Here is a 19464-nt window from a genome sequence, read left to right on the forward strand (position 1 = left end):
ATAAAAAAACGCCAGTTCTAAACTGACGTTTTTCTGTATAGACAACGATTATTTATGTTTTGGCTTATAGAAACCGAAATAACCAATCGCAAGAATAATAAGCCAAATTGGGCTGACCATTAATGCCTTCATGGTATCTGGCTCTAATGACAACACGTAAATCATGCCAATGAAGAACACAATCACCACCCAACATGTCAAAGGACCACCAGGCAATTTAAAGGTCGATTTTGCATGTAACTCTGGGCGTGTTTTGTAGTAAACCAAATAGCTCCACAAAATAATCAACCACACCAAAATAAACAGAATCGTGGATAGCGTCGTTGCCAAAGTAAAGGCTTCAACCGTATTTGGCACGAAATACTGTAAGGCTGCCCCACCCAACAAACAAATTGCAGAGAAATATAGAGCATTTGCAGGAACTGCACGCTTATTCAAATGACCAAAAGCTTGTGGCCCTTGCTTCTCACGTGATAAGCCAAACAACATACGACTAGTCGAAAATACTCCGCTGTTCATAGAGGACATCACTGAAGACAGCACCACAAGGTTCATAATAATCGCAGCGGCTGCAATACCTGCCTGACTGAACAAATTCACAAAAGGGCTAACTTCTGGATTGATTCTGTTCCATGGTGTCACTGACATCACAATGACCAATGCCAACACGTAGAAAAAGATAATACGAATGGGAATAGAGTTCACTGCTTTAGGCAAGTTGCGCTCAGGATCTTTGGTTTCAGCCGCAGTTGTCCCAACCAACTCTACCCCGACAAAGGCAAAAATTGCAATTTGGAAGCCTGCTAAGAAGCCTTCCATTCCTGTCGGGAACATTCCGCCATTTGCCCATAAGTGGGTAAACGATGCCACTTCACCTGTTGTTGAGGTAAAGCCTGTAAAAATCATCCACAAACCAACCGCAATCAGCACAACAATGGCAATGATTTTGACCAAAGCAAACCAGAACTCAAGCTCACCGAACAGCTTCACCGTCATTAGGTTCAAGCCCATAATGAAGATAATCGCAGCAACACTTATCATTGCTCCTTCAACTGGGCTAAACGGTATTCCATTATTGAAGAATTGCAGATAATAAATAATGGCGGATAAGTCCGCGATACCAATGGTGATCCAACACAACCAATAGGTCCAACCTACGAAATAACCCGCCCAAGGACCAATCAGGTCTGTCGAGAAGTCAATAAAAGACTTATATTTCAGGTTAGATAACAGTAATTCTCCTAATGCGCGCATTACGAAAAACACCATTAAACCAATGATCATGTAAATAAATAAAATTGATGGGCCTGCCAAACTTATAGTTTTACCCGACCCCATGAACAAACCAGTACCAATTGCACCACCAATCGCAATTAGTTGTAGATGTCGATTTGACAAACTACGATGGAGTTCGCCTTGTGCGGCTGGCTCATTCGCGTTTTGATTTAACATCGCTATAAAAACTCTCTATTAATCCTTTAAGATTTTTTTAACCAAATTAATCCAAATTACACATTTGCACTATTTTTAAGCACGCCTTCGCCATGTAAGTTTTTGGGTCAATCTAAGCTAAACAACTCTATCTGTATCGTTCAGCATTCAAGCCTTATACAATTGGGGCCGATAATACGCACTACATCAATGCAATACAATGCGCCTTTTGGACACATCAGTTCATATAAATCTTATACCATTCAATAAAAAAAGCAGCCGCCGTGACTGCTTTTTAAGTTCTACTTCACACTAACATTCAATTACTTTATTGATTATTCTGTTGTTTCTTTAAGCGTTCTTCCCAATAAGTTGCATTACGAATCCCAAGTTTTACAGGATCAAAGGTATATTCTGTTACTCCTGCTTTTTGTTGCTGCTCATAATCTTTCAATGCTTTGATGGTTGGTTTCCATACAAAGTAGGTCACAATAATACCCACAATATTAATCCAAGCCATTAAACCTACACCGATATCACCAATTCCCCAGATATAACCTGTTGCACTGATTACACCGTAAGCGACAGAAATCATGATAAAACATTTCGTCACGAACAATAACGATGGAGATTGAGTGATATAACTCAAATAAGTGATGTTGGTTTCTGCAATATAGTAATAAGCAACAATTGTGGTAAATGCGAAGAAGAACACCGCCAAGGCAACAAAAATTTGTCCAAAACCACCAAATACAGTGCTCACCGCCATTTGGGTAAATGCTGGCGAACCAATTTCGACAGTACCTGCAACATTTTGAACAATAAATTGGCCTGCTTCTAATGTGCCTTGTACGTTATACATACCTGTAATTAAAATCATGAAGGCTGTAGCAGAACAAACAAATAGCGTATCAACATAAATTGAGAAAGCTTGTACAAAACCTTGTTGCGCTGGATGTTGTACTTCTGCGGCTGCCGCTGCATGCGGTCCAGTCCCCTGACCTGCTTCATTTGAATACACACCACGTTTAACACCCCAACCAATTGCAGCACCCAGTCCTGCCATAGGGCTAAACGCATCGTCAAAAATAAGTTGCAGCACACGTGGTAATTCGTGAATATTAATGACCACAATGACGAGGGCCATTAAAATATAGCCTAGCGCCATAAACGGAACAACGAACTCGGCAAAACGTGCAATACGTTTAATACCACCAAAAATAATGATGGCCAACAAAGATAGAATTACAACCAAAGCAACTAATTTGAATGAACCGACATTACCAAAGACGATGGAACCTTCACCTGTAATTTGCGTAAAGGCATTCCCCACCGCATTGGCTTGAATACCTGGCAGGAACAAACCACAAGATACAATTGCGGCAACCGCAAATACCACACCTAACCAACGTTGGCCTAAACCTTTATCAAAATAAAATGCAGGTCCACCACGGTATTGACCTTGGTATTCCACCTTATAAATTTGACCCAAAGTAGATTCTACGTAAGCTGTACTTGCTCCTAAGAAAGCCACAAGCCACATCCAAAATACTGCGCCCGGACCACCAAAACCAATTGCTGCTGCTACCCCTGCAATATTACCAACACCTACACGCCCCGAAAGTGATACGGCTAATGCTTGAAATGAAGAAATCCCTTGTTCTGAAGAACCACCATGTATTAATAATCTTGCCATCTCTTTCATTTGGCGAACTTGAACAAAGCGCGTCAGAATAGAGAAAAATAAACCTGCTCCCAAACACAAATAAATAAGAGCCTTGCTCCAAATAATACTATTTACCCAATCAACAATTTCTGCTGCACTCATAGACATCAACCTTTTTTATATAATTTGAAAATGTTGCAATTGCTTTATTTTCATTTGTTTGAGCATGAGCAATATCTATGCCATCAAACTGCTGTGTCATGACAAGAAACAACCAAACGCTCAAACTCCTTCCATGGAAAAAGTGAACTGAACAAATCACTTGACTCAAAACACACTGTTTCTTACTTGTAAAAGTCTTATATCATGTTATTTTTCTGAGCAATTCCCTTTAACCAGTAATTACGATAAACAGCGACACTTCTTATTCCTTAAGAATTGCATTCACTGTATTTAATTGTTTTCGTAACTATTACTTTTATCTAATTTACAGATTATTTTCAATTTTATTTATGGCAAAAATTAAAACCGTATATCGCTGTGAGCAATGTGGTGCAGACCATTCAAAATGGGCTGGACAATGTGTTGAGTGTGGCGAATGGAATAGTCTGGTTGAAGTCCGCATTGAACCTGCGGTGACACATCGTGCCCAACCTAAAATGGGCGGAGGCTACGCAGGACAAGCAGCAAATATCACGACTTTAAATCAGGTCTCAGTTTCGCATGAAACGCGTCTTGCAACAGGTATTGGTGAGTTTGACCGCGTACTCGGCGGGGGCTTAGTCACTGGTTCTGTGGTATTGATTGGCGGTGATCCTGGTATTGGTAAATCAACCATTCTCTTACAAACAGCAACTTATATGGCAGCAGCCAGAAGTTCCGCACTCTATGTAACAGGTGAAGAATCCCTCTCGCAAGTTGCGCTACGGGCACAACGTTTAGACTTACCAACAGATCAACTCAAAGTAATGGCAGAAACTTGTGTAGAACGTATCTGTGAAGTTTTGGCACAAGAACGCCCTGCCGTTGCAATTCTCGATTCCATTCAAACCCTTTACACAGAAACTTTACAATCTGCACCGGGTGGTGTCTCACAAATTCGAGAGTCTGCCGCATTACTGACTCGTTTTGCCAAAAATAGTGGTACTGCACTGTTTATTGTGGGTCATGTGACCAAAGAAGGTGCTTTGGCAGGACCACGTGTACTTGAACACATGGTTGACTGCGTACTGTATTTTGAAGGTCAATCTGACTCACGTTATCGTATGATTCGCGCAGTAAAAAACCGTTTTGGTGCAGTCAATGAGCTGGGCGTGTTTGGTATGACCGATAAAGGCTTACGTGAAGTCGCCAATCCTTCAGCAATTTTCTTAAGTCGCTACGATGAAGCTATTCCAGGTTCAATTGTAATGATTAGCCGCGAAGGCACACGTCCACTTTTAGTCGAAGTGCAAGCTTTGGTGGATGATGCACACGGACAACCACGTCGCGTTGCCTTAGGCTTAGAACAAAACCGCCTAAACATGTTGCTTGCAGTCATGCACCGTCACGGTGGTGTACAAACCTCTGGACAAGATGTGTACGTTAATGTCGTCGGTGGTTTAAAAATTACTGAAACTGGTTCGGACTTAGCTGTGCTACTAGCGTGCGCTTCCAGTTTACGAGGTAAGGCATTGCCCCAACAATTAGCAGTTTTTGGCGAAGTTGGATTGTCAGGTGAAATTCGCCCTGTACCAAATGGTCAAGAACGTTTAAAAGAAGCCATTAAACATGGTTTTAAATACATCATTGTGCCGCGTGCCAATGCACCACAGAAAGCCATTACAGGTGTGCAAATTATTGCAGTAGCACGATTACATGAAGCATTAACCGAAGCAATGAATCTATCAGAATAGCCGAACGCCGATGTTAAAATTTAACTGTGCAAAATTAAACAAAAAAATTGCTTTTTCTTATTGAAAAAATTGACAAATGCCTGCATAAATACAGGGCTATTTATCATTTTTTATTATAGGAAAATTGAATGGAAGTTCGACAGCGTAGTTTAGTTGCAGGTATTTTAGCAGCGGCGTTATTGGTAGCACCTTTGGCAGAAGCGAAACGTGCAGGTGGTGGTAAGAGTCATGGCATGAGCCGTTCTGCGACACCAACACAGTCTTATCAACAACCTCGTCAAGCTACACCTGCTCAACAACCTGTTGCCCCTGCAACTGCACCACAAAAATCTGGTCCAGGTGTAGGTAGTATGGTTGCTGCTGGTGTTGCTGGTGCTGCCGTAGGTGCAGTGGCTGCAAATGCGCTTGCAGATGACCACCCAGCAAGTCAAGCTCAAGCCGCCCAAGAAGAAAAAGGTGGAATTCCAGGTTGGATCTGGATCCTTCTCGCTGCTGCTGTTGCCTTCTTCATTTTCCGCAAGATGGGCGCAAAAAAAAAATTAACATCCACTAATCCATATGCACCAAATAATGGCGGTCAAACTGCATCGCCATTTGGTCAAACACCTGCGGCACCGCGTGCATCAACGGACAATACCAATATTTTTGGTCAATCTGTAGGTGGTGGCGCAGCAACTCAAGCACCAGTAAATAATGCGCCATTCGGCACTGCATATACCAACAGTGGTAACCAACTTCCTGATGGTACTGAACCTGCTGCTTTCTTACGTATTGCGCGCCAACGCTTTAACCATATTCAATCAATGAATACTGCCAGCAACATTGAAGAAATTCGTCGCTATTTAACGCCTGACTTATATCAGTCAATGTATAACGACATTATGGCGAACCGCGATCAAGATGTTGCTGAGTTCTCTAACTTGAATGCCATGGTGACAGATTCTGCAACTGAAAATGGTCAATATGTAGTGAGTGTGCGCTTTACAGGTACAGTCAGTGAAGACTTGAACAGTTTGCCGCAACCATTTACTGAAATCTGGCATTTTGTTAAACCTGCGGGTTCAAACCAAGACTGGTTAGTTGCAGGTATTCAACAGGCTTAAGCATTGAATTGCATAAAAACAGCGACTTCGGTCGCTGTTTTTATTTGTTATCAAATCAGGCTAATATCGAATGAAAAATATGCATAAACCCTTTTTCTAGCTGAGATGAAGCACCCAATCACAGGATATCCATATGCAATCTCTCGTTTGTTATAAAACTCTCCCTGTTTGGAAACACGACAGCATTCCTACCGCCTTTCAGCAACCCCACAATACCAAACAAGGCACATGGGCAAAACTGCACATTTTGAAAGGTGAACTTGATTTTGCGATGTTGAATGAACAAGGTAATGTGATCTCAAAGCATTGTTTCAGTGTCTCTGAACAACCTCCTCTAGTTGAACCTCAAGTTTGGCATCGTATTGTGGCATTTAGTGATGATATTGAATGCCAGCTCAGCTTCTATTGCCAATCCGATCAATTGTTTACGCAGAAATATCAACTCACACCGACCCATTCCGAAATTTTAGCAGCTCAACCGTATTTACAAGGTGGAAAGGCATTGGATGTGGGCTGTGGTTCAGGTCGTAATGCCCTATTCTTAAGTCAGCACGGCTTTGAAGTCGATGCATGGGATGTAAATACACAAAGCTTACAACGCCTTGAGCAAATCATTCAGGCCGAACAAATTACCAATATTCATATCCAACTGCGGGATTTAAACCTAAATCAGCAAATTGAAAAGCAATATGATTTCATCTATTGCACTGTCGTGATGATGTTCTTACAAGCCAATACCGTTCCACCGCTGATTTCACAAATGCAACAAGCCACCAAATCAGGCGGATATAACTTGATTGTCTGTGCGATGGATAGTGAAGATTATCCTGTCCAACCTGACTTCCCTTTCAGCTTCAAAGCGGGCGAGTTAAATGCACTTTATCAAAACTGGACGATCCTCAAATACAATGAAAATATTGGTGAGCTGCACCGTACTGATGAGCAAGGCCACCGAATTAAACAGCGCTTTGCCACGCTTTTTGCACAGAAGGTCTAGTTTGCAATATCTATAGGCAATAAAAAACCCACCTTAAGGTGGGTTTTTCTAAATTAATTCAATCTATTACAGGCGAACCAATTTCACGATTTGTTCTGCAAGCTCTTCTGCTTGTTCAGCAGTAAAACTTACATCGGTTGCATCAACGAGGTCAGTAATTACCACAACACCTGTTTCACGTAACAAAGCTACTTGCTCAGCACTTAAACCTGCTTTCGCTATTGCTACCACACCTTGTTGAATCAACAAGCTTTCTAACACTTGTGCTTGCTCGAGTGCTTTTGCTGTTACAGTGACTGTCGCAGGTTTTTGACCTAATCGTGCAGCACGGTCTTCTGCCGAAACAGGGTTCGCATGTGCAGTCCATTCAACCGCGGCTTCAACCATACCCGCACCAACCGTCACATTACTTAAACGGTCAATAAAGATAAATGAACCCGTATAACGACTGTCTTGATAACGGTCAAATACGACTGGCGCATCAAATTCAACGGTTAAGTCTGCAATTGCATTTAGCTCTAACTGTTCAACTTGGGTATGCTCAAGCGTATTCACATTCACGCGGTAGTTAATTGCCGTTACTTTGGCTGGAACTGTTTGCGTACCAATCTTAACGTTATACAACTTACCTTTTACAAGCGGTTGGTCATTCATCCAAACCACAGTTGCGCGGACACTACGTGATAAAGAAGGCTCTTCACCCGCTTTGACCAGCACGTTACCACGTGAAATATCAATTTCATCGTTTAAGGTTAAAGTAACAGCCTGACCAGCAATCGCATGCTCCAAGTTACCGTCATAAGTCACGATTTCTTTAACTGTCGACTTTTTACCTGAAGGTAACGCCACAATTTCATCGCCAACATGTACTTCACCCAGTGCGATTGTTCCGCAGAAACCACGGAAGTCGAGGTTTGGACGGTTGACATACTGCACAGGGAAACGGAATTCACTCTTGCTTGAATCACGGGTAATTTCTACAGATTCCAAGATGCTCATCAAGGTTTGACCTTGATACCATGGCGTATTTGCAGATGGATTAACCACGTTATCGCCATTTAAAGCCGAAATTGGCACAAACAGAATATTGCTTGGCTTACGATCTAACTGGCTCACAAACTGTTGGTATTCTTCTTTGATTTCGCCAAAACGAGTTTCAGAGAATTCCACCAAGTCCATTTTGTTAATCGCAACAACAATGTTCTTAATACCCAACAAGCTTGCGATGTACGTATGACGGCGTGTTTGAGTTTGTACGCCATAACGTGCATCAATCAAGATGATCGCAAGGTCAGCAGTAGAAGCGCCTGTTGCCATGTTACGCGTATATTGCTCATGCCCTGGCGTATCCGCGATGATGAACTTACGTTTTTCTGTAGAGAAATAACGGTAAGCCACATCAATGGTAATACCCTGCTCACGTTCTGCTTGCAGGCCATCTACCAATAACGCAAGGTCAGGTGCATCGCCTGTTGTGCCGACTTTTTTACTGTCGCGGGTCACAGCTTGCAATTGATCTTCGTAGATCAATTTTGAATCATATAACAAACGTCCAATTAAAGTACTTTTACCATCATCGACGTTACCGCACGTCAAAAAGCGTAATAAGTCTTTTTGTTCATGCTGTTTTAAGTAAGCCAAAATATCTTGGCTAATTAATTCTGATTGATGAGACATTGCTCAAACTCCACAAATGCTTTGAAATCGATTTTTTAATCTCCCTAAATCCCTCTTTAATAAAGAGGGACTTTGATTAGGAAATTAGAAATAGCCTTCTTGCTTTTTCTTTTCCATAGAGCCAGCTTCATCATGGTCAATCATACGACCTTGACGTTCTGAGCTTGTCGCGAGCAACATTTCTTGAATAATTTCAGGTAAGGTATTCGCTTCTGACTCGACTGCACCTGTTAATGGGTAACAGCCTAAAGTACGGAAACGTACCGATTTCATTTGTGGAACTTCACCTTCGTGTAAACGCATACGTTCATCATCAACCATGATGAGTGTACCGCTACGTTCTACTACTGGACGTTCAGCAGCAAAATACAATGGAACAATTGGAATCTGTTCTAAATAAATGTATTGCCAGATGTCTAACTCTGTCCAGTTCGATAATGGGAACACGCGAATACTTTCGCCTTTGTTCACTTTACCGTTGTATAAATTCCATAATTCTGGACGTTGGTTTTTAGGATCCCAACGGTGTTTATTATCACGGAAAGAATAAACACGCTCTTTCGCACGAGATTTTTCTTCGTCACGACGTGCGCCACCAAAAGCAGCGTCAAAACCATACTTATCCAGTGCTTGTTTCAAGCCCTGAGTTTTCATGATATCCGTATATTTTGAGCTACCGTGGTCGAACGGGTTAATGCCCGCATCACGACCTTCTTTGTTTTGATGCACGATCAAATCAAAGCCATGGGTTTTTGCCATGTTGTCACGGAATTGGATCATTTCCTTGAACTTCCAACCTGTATCTACATGCAGTAGCGGAAATGGAAGTTTGGCAGGATAGAACGCTTTCAAGGCAAGATGCAGCATGACAGCTGAGTCTTTACCAATAGAATATAACATTACCGGATTTTCGAATTCGGCAGCTACTTCACGAATAATGTGAATACTCTCAGCTTCAAGCTGTTTAAGATGAGTAAGTCTTTCCTCATTTATTGACATCGACAACACCGATTACTAATTCGTGCTTATTACACATTCAACAATTGATATTCATTATAGAGATTTACTATTCACAACTATTGCTTGTTTTATTATATTGATATGCAAAATTGTCATATAGAGCATAACTAATAATAACTATAAGTTTTCAAGCTATAGTCGATCTCTACCCTTTCAAAATGATTGCACAGCCTTAGAAAATTAATCTATTCACTCTTTGCCTGTGCGGCAGCTTCGCGCTGTTGTCTTAGTTCAACACGCTTTTGAATTTCTGCACGCTCTAAATCATATTGCTTTTTATTATCTGCATCACTTTTTGCAGCTAAAAGTGCCATTCCGAGAATAAACACTGGAATGAGCAGCCCAAATGCCATGAGTTTCCAAGGCATCGGTTTTTTATTCACTTCAGGTTGGTTCATAGGTGATTTAACTCAAATCTTGCATTCTTCATTGCGCAACAATATAACAAAAAAGAGCCTCAATAATGAGACTCTTTTTGCAAAGATGTATCTAACACAGTACTTAGAAATTGCCCGTACATTGTGGGTTTTGACTTGCATCTTTTTGTGCGTCAGTCAATACAATACCTGTAGCAGCGGACATATTTGCTTGAATGAAATCAAAAGCATCTGCATTTTTACAAACAATCGCTTGTGTATGTGTTGCATTCGGCACAATGGTAAGTTGATATCCATCAGCATAAGCATTTTGAGGGAAGTACTTGGTTGCATTGGTTTTCATATTTGCATATAAAGCCTGTGTAACTATAGGCAATACCGCTTGATCTTTCTCACCCTGAATAATAAATACAGGTGTTTTAATCACTTTTGCTGCGGTCGCGTTGGTGGCTGGTTGATTATCTATTAAAAATTTCTGAACTACTGGGTCCGTTTTAATCTTGTTTAAATCAATGCCATATTGTGCAATTAAGTGTGTAGGATCTTCATTTAAGAAAGCAAGTACCCCGACTTTAAATTGTTCTTGTAAACCATTTGCACTATTCGGGTCTGCATAACCCAAACATGCGCCATCATCGCCCGTACGGCCATATGCCTTTTCTGCAATATCCGCAGCACCTGCTGTAAAGATATTTTTTAAATCGTAATTAGGTTGATATGCTTTAATACCCGAACTGGTCAGCGCTGCATAAGCCAACAACTCAGCATAACCATCTGCAATTTGATCAATTGCTGCTTGTCCTTGTGCTGGTGTAATAATGTTATTTGCAACTGCATATCGAACTTTTAGTAATTGTTCATCTAATCTATTCACACCCTTAGATTGATTATTTTCATCAAGATTCAACTGCGGATCGAGATAAATCTGGATAATTCGCCCTAAACTTGATGCTGGCGCACCCGCAACTGCTCCTTTATAGCTGCTGTCTGTATTGGCAAATTCCGCAGTACCCAAGGAAGCATGTCCACCTTGTGACTGACCAATCGACATCCATGCGCCATTTAATTGCTTACCGTAATGATCTTTTGCCGCTTTTACCGCTGCAATTGCGGAATTAGCCTGACTAGATAAGTTCAAATAAGGATGTACACCTGGTGTACCCAACCCCTCATAATCCGGTGCAATGATGACATAACCAGCGGCCAATAAGGTATCTGCGAGAATTTTAAAGCGAGGGTTAAGTAAATTTTTACTCGGAGCACAGTCATCTCCACCTCCAACAGTCCCATGTTCCCAGACCACAACGCGATAGCCATCTTTAGGTTGAATGGCTTTTGGAAACAATACCATGGCAGTGGCTGTTGCAGTTTTCCCTTGAACATTAGTCATATTATAGGTCATGACTTTAATCGATGAGCTATTCTCTACTGTATCTAAAGAATAATTCCCTTCAGATAAATAGGTTTTATTGGAATCGGCTACCGTATTATCGTCATCATCATTACAAGCTGTTAAAAATAGACTTGAAAGTGTCAATGTAAGTGCCAAAGCTATTTTCGTGCGCTTCATAAAATATCCTTTTTAATCTTTATTTTTTGGGCATGAAACTACATGCAGAATTATTAAGGCATAAAAAAAGTGCCCTGTATAGGACACTCTTTAACCATATGGTCATTTCAAACTATTAATTCTAAAAAAATTCCCATAAAAATTATCATTCCTACCCAACGATTGTGACGGAAGGCCCAAAAACAGAGTTGCGGATCACGGTTTTTGGTTTTAACCGCTTGAAAGATAAAATCCCCAGCAACTAAAATTAATGCAAGCAAACCAAATGGCATCAATAATTGTTCTAGAAATAAAGCCGTTGAAATTAAAATCAGGCTTAATCCCTGCAACGCACCAATAATTTGAATATCGTAACGTCCAAATAAAATCGCGGTTGATTTCACCCCAATTTTTAAATCATATTCACGATCAGTAATGGCATATTGCGTATCATAAGCAACCGTCCACGCTAAATTCCCAAAATACAATAACCAACAAGTTAATCCCAAAGATTCACCCACTGCGGTATAGGCCATTGGAATAGACCACGAAAATGCAGCCCCCAAAAATACTTGTGGTAAATGGGTATAGCGCTTCATAAAAGGATAGATAAAAGCGAGAAATAGCGCACCAAAAGAACAATAAAAAGTTTCTATCGGTAAAAAAAACAGCATACATGCGCTGGCAAAAACCAGTATTAAAAACACACAAACCGCTTCTTTTGCGCTAATTATCCCTGTTGCCAAAGGTCTGTTTTTGGTTCGCTCTACATGAGCATCTACTTTACGATCTGCAAAGTCATTAATGGCGCAACCTGCAGCACGCATAAAAATGGTGCCCAAAATCATTGGAATTAAAATTCCTAAACTTGGCATACCTTTATTCGCAACCCATAAAGCCCACATGGTTGGCCAAAAGACCAATTCAGTACCAATGGGTTTATCGAAACGACATAAATAATAATAAGCTTCTAAGCGTTCACGCCAAGTAATATGTTGCACCGTAGCCATGAAAATCCTTTAACAATTTCATAATTTGGTTTTGCGTAGATACTGCTCGAATGCAGGTAAGAACGTTTCTTGAACAATAAATTTACAACCGTGCCAAGTATAACAACTTTGGCGTGTCCAACCATCTTCTAACCAAATCACACGGCGTTCACATGCTGGATTGGTACGCTGGAACAAAAACCATCCAATTGGTTTTGTGCCAATATGTTTAAAAAGTCTTGCTCGACCTTGCAAACTCAGAATTGGAAAAATACTTTTCGCTTTAACCCAAGGCTGCGTATCATTGCCGTATAAAAAACTTTCTCTAACCCATGAGGTATGTTGATGTGGCATTCCCATCCATTTTGCATCAATAAAATGTAGACGTTGAAAATGCTCTTTCATAGGTTGTACCCTAAATTTTCCACCCGCCAAATCCGTGAGTTGCTGCGTCAATGAACCTGTAGCATACAACCATGTTTTCAGTTCAGTTGGAATCTGCTGCTGCATAACCTTACCTGTTTAATTGATCTACTTTACGTTCAAACCCTTTTAGAGTTTATAAAGAATGTTATTGATTCAATTTAAAGATCAATTATTAACAATTATCTGTTTTGGCAATGACTTCAAACTTCCCTTGTGGCGTTTTCACCAAGATGAACCCTTCAGCACTCAGAAAAAAACTTTGGGGATAATCATAATCGAGCGCTAATTCAGGGCTTTTCAGGGCAACAAACTCTGCCTGTTTATAACCTTCTGGAGTACGCCCAACTTCAATATAGGTCACCATTGAAAAATTCAGTTTAAAACCTTTGTCATGGTCTTTGGGATCAATCCACGGATAAAAACTGGTATGTTTCTTACGTTGTGCCATAAAGCTGATCTATTTTTTTAAATAAAACAGATAATACAAAAAAAACCCGCGACGAGCGCGGGTTTTTTACAGTGGAATTCCGTTCAGAATTACAAGCTGTAGTACATATCAAATTCAACTGGGTGAGTAGTCGTGTTAAGACGACGAACTTCTTCAGTTTTAAGTTCAATGTACGCATCAAGCATTTCTTTAGTGAATACGCCACCTTTAAGAAGGAAGTCATGATCCGCTTGAAGTGCTTCAAGAGCCATATCTAGGCTATGTGCAACTGTAGGGATTTTAGCTTCTTCTTCTGGAGGAAGGTCATACAAGTTTTTGTCAGCAGCTTCACCTGGGTGAATCTTGTTTTGGATACCGTCGATACCCGCCATGAGCAATGCTGCGAAACCTAAGTACGGGTTCATCATTGGATCTGGGAAACGTGCTTCAATACGTTTGCCTTTAGGGCTAGAAACATAAGGAATACGGATAGAAGCAGAACGGTTACGTGCTGAGTAAGCCAACATAATCGGAGCTTCGAAGTGTGGAACTAAACGCTTGTACGAGTTTGTAGAAGGGTTAGTAATTGCGTTCAATGCACGAGCATGCTTGATCACACCACCGATGAAGTAAAGCGCCATTTCTGAAAGACCAGCGTATTCATCACCAGCAAACAAGTTCTTGCCATCTTTAGAGATTGACATGTGAACGTGCATACCAGAACCGTTATCGCCAACCATTGGCTTAGGCATGAAAGTTGCAGTTTTTGCATATTGGTGCGCAACGTTCCAAACAGCATATTTAAACTGTTGTACTTCGTCCGCTTTGCGAACCATTGTGTTGAAGCTCACACCAATTTCTAATTGACAAGATGCAACTTCGTGGTGATGTACTTCTACACGACCTGGGCCCATGATGTCTTCAATTTTCGCACACATTTCTGCACGCATGTCATGTGAAGAATCAACTGGAGGAACTGGGAAGTAACCACCTTTAACACGTGGACGGTGACCTGAGTTACCAGATTCATAGTCTTTACCAGTAGACCAAGCAGCTTCTTCAGCGATTAATGTATGACGAGCGCCAGACATATCGATGTCCCACTTCACTTCGTCAAATACAAAGAATTCTGGTTCTGGACCAAAGAATGCAGTATCTCCAATCCCTGTAGATTTTAGATATTCTTCTGCACGGCGAGCAATAGAACGTGGGTCACGGTCATAACCTTGACCAGTTGATGGCTCGATGACATCACAAGTAACAACTACTGTAGGCTCAGCGAAGAACGGGTCGATAAAACCTGTTTCTGCATCTGGGCGTAAAATCATGTCAGACGCTTCGATACCTTTCCAACCAGCAATTGAAGAACCGTCAAACATTTTACCGTCTTCAAAAGTATCTTCATCAATTGTATCTGCTGGGTAAGTAACGTGCTGTTCCTTACCTTTAGTATCAGTAAAGCGGAAATCGACCCATTTTGCGCCACTTTCTTGGATGAGTTGAAGGACCTTGTTCGCCATGCTCATTTTGCTCCGATGATTTTTTGTTGCACCTGTGGAGTGCGTGTTAGTAGTTGGCAGTTATAAAGCAATTCTCATACCAACTTTTAAAAAGCAAAGCTAAAACATTGAATTATTTATCAGAATACAAGATTTATAAACTTCGCTTAACACCTATTATACTGTTTGAAAAATGAAATGCACCATATTCAAACATTTTCATTATTAAGCAATTAATCACCACACAAAAGGAACCAAAATAGTGCATTTAAATTCAAATGGTTTAATGCAGTGCATTTTTTAGTATATTTTTTAACATTGATGTCTTTTTTAATTATAGACCACAAAGCAATTCATCAGAAAAGCTTATGAATGATATAAAATTTCATCTTTTAGACTACTTCTCACCATACTTTGACAACATTTTACTCTGTTTTCTATGCCTAACTCTCATTTTTAAGTACAGCTAACCAAAAACTTGCACCACTTTATTGCTACTCATGACTCTTCTTAACTCAATTTTCCCATCAATAGGCTCCGACATCTTTAGAAATTCAGAAAACTCAATATCTAGTAAAAATCAGTTGCTTTTATAGACAAAAAATAAATTTTGACCAATACTACAAAAAAACTATAATCAATTTAGAACTATATAAAGCACAACACTGTAAGAATAAAGGCAGGACAACGACACCAACCAATTACTTTACCGTTATTAAAAATTCAAGATCCTTTTAATATTAAAGTAAAGAAAAAAATTGATCCTACTTTCTTCATCTAATCTCACACTTATAAAGTACGAAATGAGAAAAACATAAGTGGGTTAACTAGAGCTAAAATATGAAAAAAAGTTTATGCTTAAGTCTTTGCTCTCTCTTTACTATAACCAGCTATGCTGCGGATACGGCAGATTTAGCAAAACAATTATCTAATCCTGTCGCGGCTATGGTGAGTGTACCTTTTCAACTTAACTATGATGAAAAGATTGGCGCGGAAGAAGATATTGAACGATATCAACTCAATATTCAGCCTGTTATTCCAATCAGTTTAAATGAAGATTGGAATCTCATCTCACGTACCGTTCTGCCAGTCGTGTATCAGACATATGGTGATAGCTCTAAATATGATGACTGGGGCACTGGAGATACAGTACAAAGTCTGTTTCTTTCACCAGTCGATTCAGGACCAGGGGGAATTATTTGGGGGATAGGTCCAGCAATGTTATTGCCTACTGCTTCTGAAAAAACTTTAGGTGCAGATCAATGGGGACTCGGACCAACAACCGTTGTACTAAAACAAATGAATGGTTGGACTTTCGGTGCCCTAGCAAACCATATTTGGGCTGTTGAGCATAAAGACAATGCTGAAGGCATCAGCAGTACATTCTTGCAGCCTTTTGTCAGCTATACCTATCCAAGTAGTTTAACCATCTCACTCAACAGTGAAGCCACCTATGACTGGAATAGTGAAGATGCAACTATACCAATAAATCTATCAGCGACCAAAATTGTAAATTTAAATGGGCAACTGATCAGTGTTGGTGGTGGTGTGCGTTACTGGGCAGATGATACGACGGGTAGTGCAAAAGAATGGGGGGGACGCTTGATTGCTTCCTTTATTTTCCCTAAATAGTTTTGCATCATCGTTTAGATAGATTTAGGGAGATGATGGCATCTCCCTGTTTTATGAAGTCCTACGAGTAGACCACCAACATAAAAACGAACCTAAAGTGACCAAAGCAGCACCTTGCCAAAATACCCATGACAGCCCCAAATCAAGTAACTGCATAGCAATAAATGAAGAAATAATCGGCGTCAAATAGGATGCAGCTGTAAGCAATTGAATATTGCCATGCAAGATGCCAATATTCCAAGCAGCGTAACCTAATCCAAATGCAGCAGCACTAATCGCCAAATAAACAAAACTCTGTAGGTGAAGCTCAGGAACTTGAAAATCACCCATCCAAAGATATTTAAGCCATAAGGCCACTGCAGTTAGGCTAAAAAATATGGCTATTGCATTCTGACCATCGCCAATTTTCTTCGTGAGCGTGCAATACGCTGCCCAAATAAAAGCCCCCATAAAAGCTAAAGCATAACTGATGGGGTTAAGCGAAATATTCTGTATCAGTTGATTTAAACTAAGCTCGCCATTTCCAACTTGAACCTGAATAATGCCAAATAAAGTCAGTAATATCCCCACAATTACTAAAGGATGAAACTTTTGCTCTTTGGTTAAAATTAAAAGTAGAACGGTTAGGCTTGGCCACAAATAATTCAGAATACTCACTTCCACAGCTTGTTGATTATTTTGAGCAAATGTTAAAGAAAGTGATAAGCATAACTCATAAGCAACAAATAGAATTGAACCCCAAATGAGGTAAACTTTAGGAAATAAATGTAATTTTGATGGTTTAAATAAGATCAGTAAAATGACGGAACTTAAACTATAAATTAAACACACACCCAAAATTGGCCCGAAGCCATCCGTTACTTGTCGTAATAACCCGACAATAGCGGCCCAGAATAAAATGGCGCACAATCCAATTATAGTGGCGAAACGATACGACATAATCCCTGACTTAACATGTGTAAATTCATGTGAATGTAGCAATAGTTAAATAGGGCGACAAGTTATTTAACCTAAGAGCATAGAAAGTTTCCTCGCAAACTATATAAAACAAATATCTCCAATAGAGTTTTCTAATATTTTTAAATAACAACAAAAAACCCTATGGATGAATAGGGCTTTTTTTAAAACAGGGATATCTGTTTTAATGTTGTTGCTTAATCACTTTTATTTTTGAAATTGAGTGCAAGCACATTTGGTACACGGGGGTAAACGATCAGTACCAATTTCTAAGTAGACTCGACGTCCGCATTGAACACAAAAATAGAAGCCTGTTCCGGGTTTTTCGCCAGCAGTAACCATTTTTGTCCTCCTTATGTTGTTTTAGAAATGGTAGGTCTAGTATAACGCGCTTATGCTCAATGTCCACTGATCATTTTAAAAAATAATGTTGTCATAAATGTAAGAAATGATGTATTCAAAAAATTGGTGATCTAAATAAAATTTAATCATCAAAGCGAAGATTTGCTTACTTTACGTACACAAATGAGGCTTTAGGTCACGTATACCCTGTTCTTTAGAGTCAGTGATCGTGAACAGATATTCAAAGTTCTCAATACAGCTGAGTACTAGTATCAGGTTTCATCCCCCTCCATAGTTTTCTTGATGCAAATAAAAAGCCCTATCTGGTGTGACTGGGCATAATTCAAAACAGCGGATCACTGTTTGCAGTGTGCAGCTTAGGCAATCTTGCTGTTAAATTGATTGCCAAGACATTTGGTACACGGGGGTAAACGGTCTGTACCAATTTCTAAGTAAACGCGGTGCCCGCATTGAATACAAAAATAGAAGCCTGTTCCAGGTTTTTCGCCAGCAGTTACCATTTTTGTTCTCCAAGTGTTTTAGAAATGGTGAACAGAGTATAGACAAGCCTTTGAGTTTGTAGAGTCTATTTTGTGACCGCAGGGGCATACCTGCAATCTAAAAAATATATGTCTAACTCAATTTAACACAAACAATCTATTAATGAATTAATTAATCTTCTTACAAGACTAATTAAAATAATAGATATGAAGTATTACATAAGCTGAATCCTGATTAAGCCAATACCGCCATAATACGAATGGTTGGCTTAATCAGGATTTGGATTAGTTGATGGTAAAAAATTAATTATCAAACCGAGATAACACTTAGAAAAAGTATCACAAAAGAATATATAAAGTTAATAAATTTTTTGGATAAAATCAACATAATTAATGATGGAACTTTAACTATGGTCGATCCGAAGTATAACTCCAACTCATCTTTCATCCTTCCAATAAATTAAGATTTTTTGTATTTAATCCGAATCCTGTTTAAGCCGATGTTTCCATAAGACGAATCATTGGCTTATTTTAATGACAAAGTTGATAAGCGCACAGAGAAGCATAAATGCCTGTCAAATAACCTGTAATACTCCGTGCTTTGCTCGTGACTAAGTTGTATGTCCCTTTTAGCAAGCTGAATAATGTTTCTATTTTATTGCGTTGTTTTAAGTGGTAGTTATCCGCTTTTGATAATTTAATCGCTTGCATGTTTTTACGATGATAGGTCATCAAATCAATATCTTGATCTTTAGGCCTGCTCTTAAGCTCATGACTAATATAGCCGCGATCAGCATACAATTTTGCAGTCATTCCTTTGACTAGTTGCTCCACCATTTTGATATCTGCTGTATGTCCATTAGATAAAATCGTATTTACTATTCCACCTGATTGATTCATCAGCAAATGCAGCTTAGGTAATCCCCCCTAAAAATAATAGGACTTAAAAGTAGAATTTTCTCTTAAGATACAAGCAG

At 39.8% G+C, this 19464-nt stretch carries 18 protein-coding genes and 1 pseudogene; 4 read left to right on the forward strand and 15 right to left on the reverse strand.

Annotated features, from left to right (window positions below; genetic code table 11):
* Positions 1–48: 48 nt before the first annotated feature.
* The 3 genes from C3F34_RS01895 to C3F34_RS20690 form a co-directional block, all read right to left on the reverse strand.
* Entirely contained in the window at positions 49–1452 is a 1404-nt protein-coding gene (locus tag C3F34_RS01895) for an amino acid permease (protein WP_104440984.1), read from the reverse strand.
* Positions 1453–1759: 307 nt separating this feature from the next.
* The gene (locus tag C3F34_RS01900) at positions 1760–3259 is read right to left on the reverse strand and encodes an alanine/glycine:cation symporter family protein (protein WP_016165905.1); all 1500 of its coding nucleotides are present in this window, start codon (positions 3257–3259) and stop codon (positions 1760–1762) included.
* Positions 3237–3359, reverse strand: a complete 123-nt coding sequence (locus C3F34_RS20690) for a hypothetical protein (protein ID WP_265596860.1) — start codon at positions 3357–3359, stop codon at positions 3237–3239. Before C3F34_RS20690 ends, C3F34_RS01900 begins: the two co-directional genes overlap by 23 nt.
* A 250-nt stretch (positions 3360–3609) precedes the next feature.
* Between C3F34_RS20690 and radA the strand changes: the two genes are divergently transcribed.
* From radA to tehB, 3 genes are all read left to right on the forward strand, one after another.
* Complete coding sequence (radA, locus tag C3F34_RS01905) at positions 3610–4992, forward strand: DNA repair protein RadA (protein WP_104440985.1); 1383 nt, start codon at positions 3610–3612, stop codon at positions 4990–4992.
* A gap of 128 nt (positions 4993–5120) precedes the next feature.
* Positions 5121–6095 carry a Tim44 domain-containing protein gene (locus C3F34_RS01910; protein ID WP_104440986.1) on the forward strand — a complete coding sequence of 325 codons (975 nt, stop codon included), beginning with the start codon at positions 5121–5123 and terminating at the stop codon, positions 6093–6095.
* A gap of 133 nt (positions 6096–6228) precedes the next feature.
* A complete protein-coding gene (gene tehB, locus C3F34_RS01915; RefSeq protein WP_104440987.1) occupies positions 6229–7092 on the forward strand; it encodes an SAM-dependent methyltransferase TehB in 864 nt (287 codons plus the stop codon).
* A gap of 66 nt (positions 7093–7158) precedes the next feature.
* On the opposite strand, the gene cysN is transcribed toward tehB, so the two are convergent.
* The 8 genes from cysN to glnA form a co-directional block, all read right to left on the reverse strand.
* Positions 7159–8769 (reverse strand): sulfate adenylyltransferase subunit CysN, encoded by a 1611-nt coding sequence (gene cysN / locus C3F34_RS01920; protein WP_104440988.1) that lies wholly within the window; start codon positions 8767–8769, stop codon positions 7159–7161.
* A gap of 84 nt (positions 8770–8853) precedes the next feature.
* Positions 8854–9762 (reverse strand): sulfate adenylyltransferase subunit CysD, encoded by a 909-nt coding sequence (gene cysD, locus C3F34_RS01925; RefSeq protein WP_026441297.1) that lies wholly within the window; start codon positions 9760–9762, stop codon positions 8854–8856.
* 212 nt (positions 9763–9974) lie between these two features.
* Entirely contained in the window at positions 9975–10187 is a 213-nt protein-coding gene (locus C3F34_RS01930; RefSeq protein WP_016165899.1) for a hypothetical protein, read from the reverse strand.
* Positions 10188–10290: 103 nt separating this feature from the next.
* Positions 10291–11736 carry an alpha/beta hydrolase gene (locus C3F34_RS01935; protein WP_104440989.1) on the reverse strand — a complete coding sequence of 482 codons (1446 nt, stop codon included), beginning with the start codon at positions 11734–11736 and terminating at the stop codon, positions 10291–10293.
* A gap of 107 nt (positions 11737–11843) precedes the next feature.
* Complete coding sequence (gene ubiA, locus C3F34_RS01940; RefSeq protein WP_104440990.1) at positions 11844–12725, reverse strand: 4-hydroxybenzoate octaprenyltransferase; 882 nt, start codon at positions 12723–12725, stop codon at positions 11844–11846.
* An 18-nt stretch (positions 12726–12743) separates the two neighbouring features.
* Positions 12744–13214 carry a chorismate--pyruvate lyase family protein gene (locus C3F34_RS01945; protein WP_104440991.1) on the reverse strand — a complete coding sequence of 157 codons (471 nt, stop codon included), beginning with the start codon at positions 13212–13214 and terminating at the stop codon, positions 12744–12746.
* An 88-nt stretch (positions 13215–13302) separates the two neighbouring features.
* On the reverse strand, positions 13303–13578 hold the full coding sequence (locus C3F34_RS01950) for a hypothetical protein (protein ID WP_016165895.1): 276 nt from the start codon (positions 13576–13578) through the stop codon (positions 13303–13305).
* 89 nt (positions 13579–13667) lie between these two features.
* On the reverse strand, positions 13668–15083 hold the full coding sequence (gene glnA / locus C3F34_RS01955; RefSeq protein WP_171284946.1) for a type I glutamate--ammonia ligase: 1416 nt from the start codon (positions 15081–15083) through the stop codon (positions 13668–13670).
* Positions 15084–15896: 813 nt separating this feature from the next.
* Here glnA and C3F34_RS01960 point away from each other — a divergent pair.
* The gene (locus C3F34_RS01960; RefSeq protein ID WP_104440993.1) at positions 15897–16688 is read left to right on the forward strand and encodes a hypothetical protein; all 792 of its coding nucleotides are present in this window, start codon (positions 15897–15899) and stop codon (positions 16686–16688) included.
* Between the two features lie 51 nt (positions 16689–16739).
* On the opposite strand, the gene yddG is transcribed toward C3F34_RS01960, so the two are convergent.
* The 4 genes and pseudogenes from yddG to C3F34_RS01980 form a co-directional block, all read right to left on the reverse strand.
* A complete protein-coding gene (yddG, locus tag C3F34_RS01965; RefSeq protein ID WP_104440994.1) occupies positions 16740–17627 on the reverse strand; it encodes an aromatic amino acid DMT transporter YddG in 888 nt (295 codons plus the stop codon).
* Between the two features lie 225 nt (positions 17628–17852).
* A complete protein-coding gene (locus C3F34_RS01970; protein WP_016165874.1) occupies positions 17853–17987 on the reverse strand; it encodes a zinc ribbon-containing protein in 135 nt (44 codons plus the stop codon).
* A 377-nt stretch (positions 17988–18364) separates the two neighbouring features.
* On the reverse strand, positions 18365–18508 hold the full coding sequence (locus tag C3F34_RS01975; RefSeq protein ID WP_213064793.1) for a zinc ribbon-containing protein: 144 nt from the start codon (positions 18506–18508) through the stop codon (positions 18365–18367).
* Between the two features lie 510 nt (positions 18509–19018).
* A pseudogene (locus C3F34_RS01980) lies at positions 19019–19402 on the reverse strand (transposase); the annotation flags it as partial.
* Positions 19403–19464: the final 62 nt, after the last annotated feature.

The sequence above is a fragment of the Acinetobacter sp. ACNIH2 genome (assembly GCF_002934965.1).
Classification (GTDB): Bacteria; Pseudomonadota; Gammaproteobacteria; order Pseudomonadales; family Moraxellaceae; genus Acinetobacter; species Acinetobacter tandoii.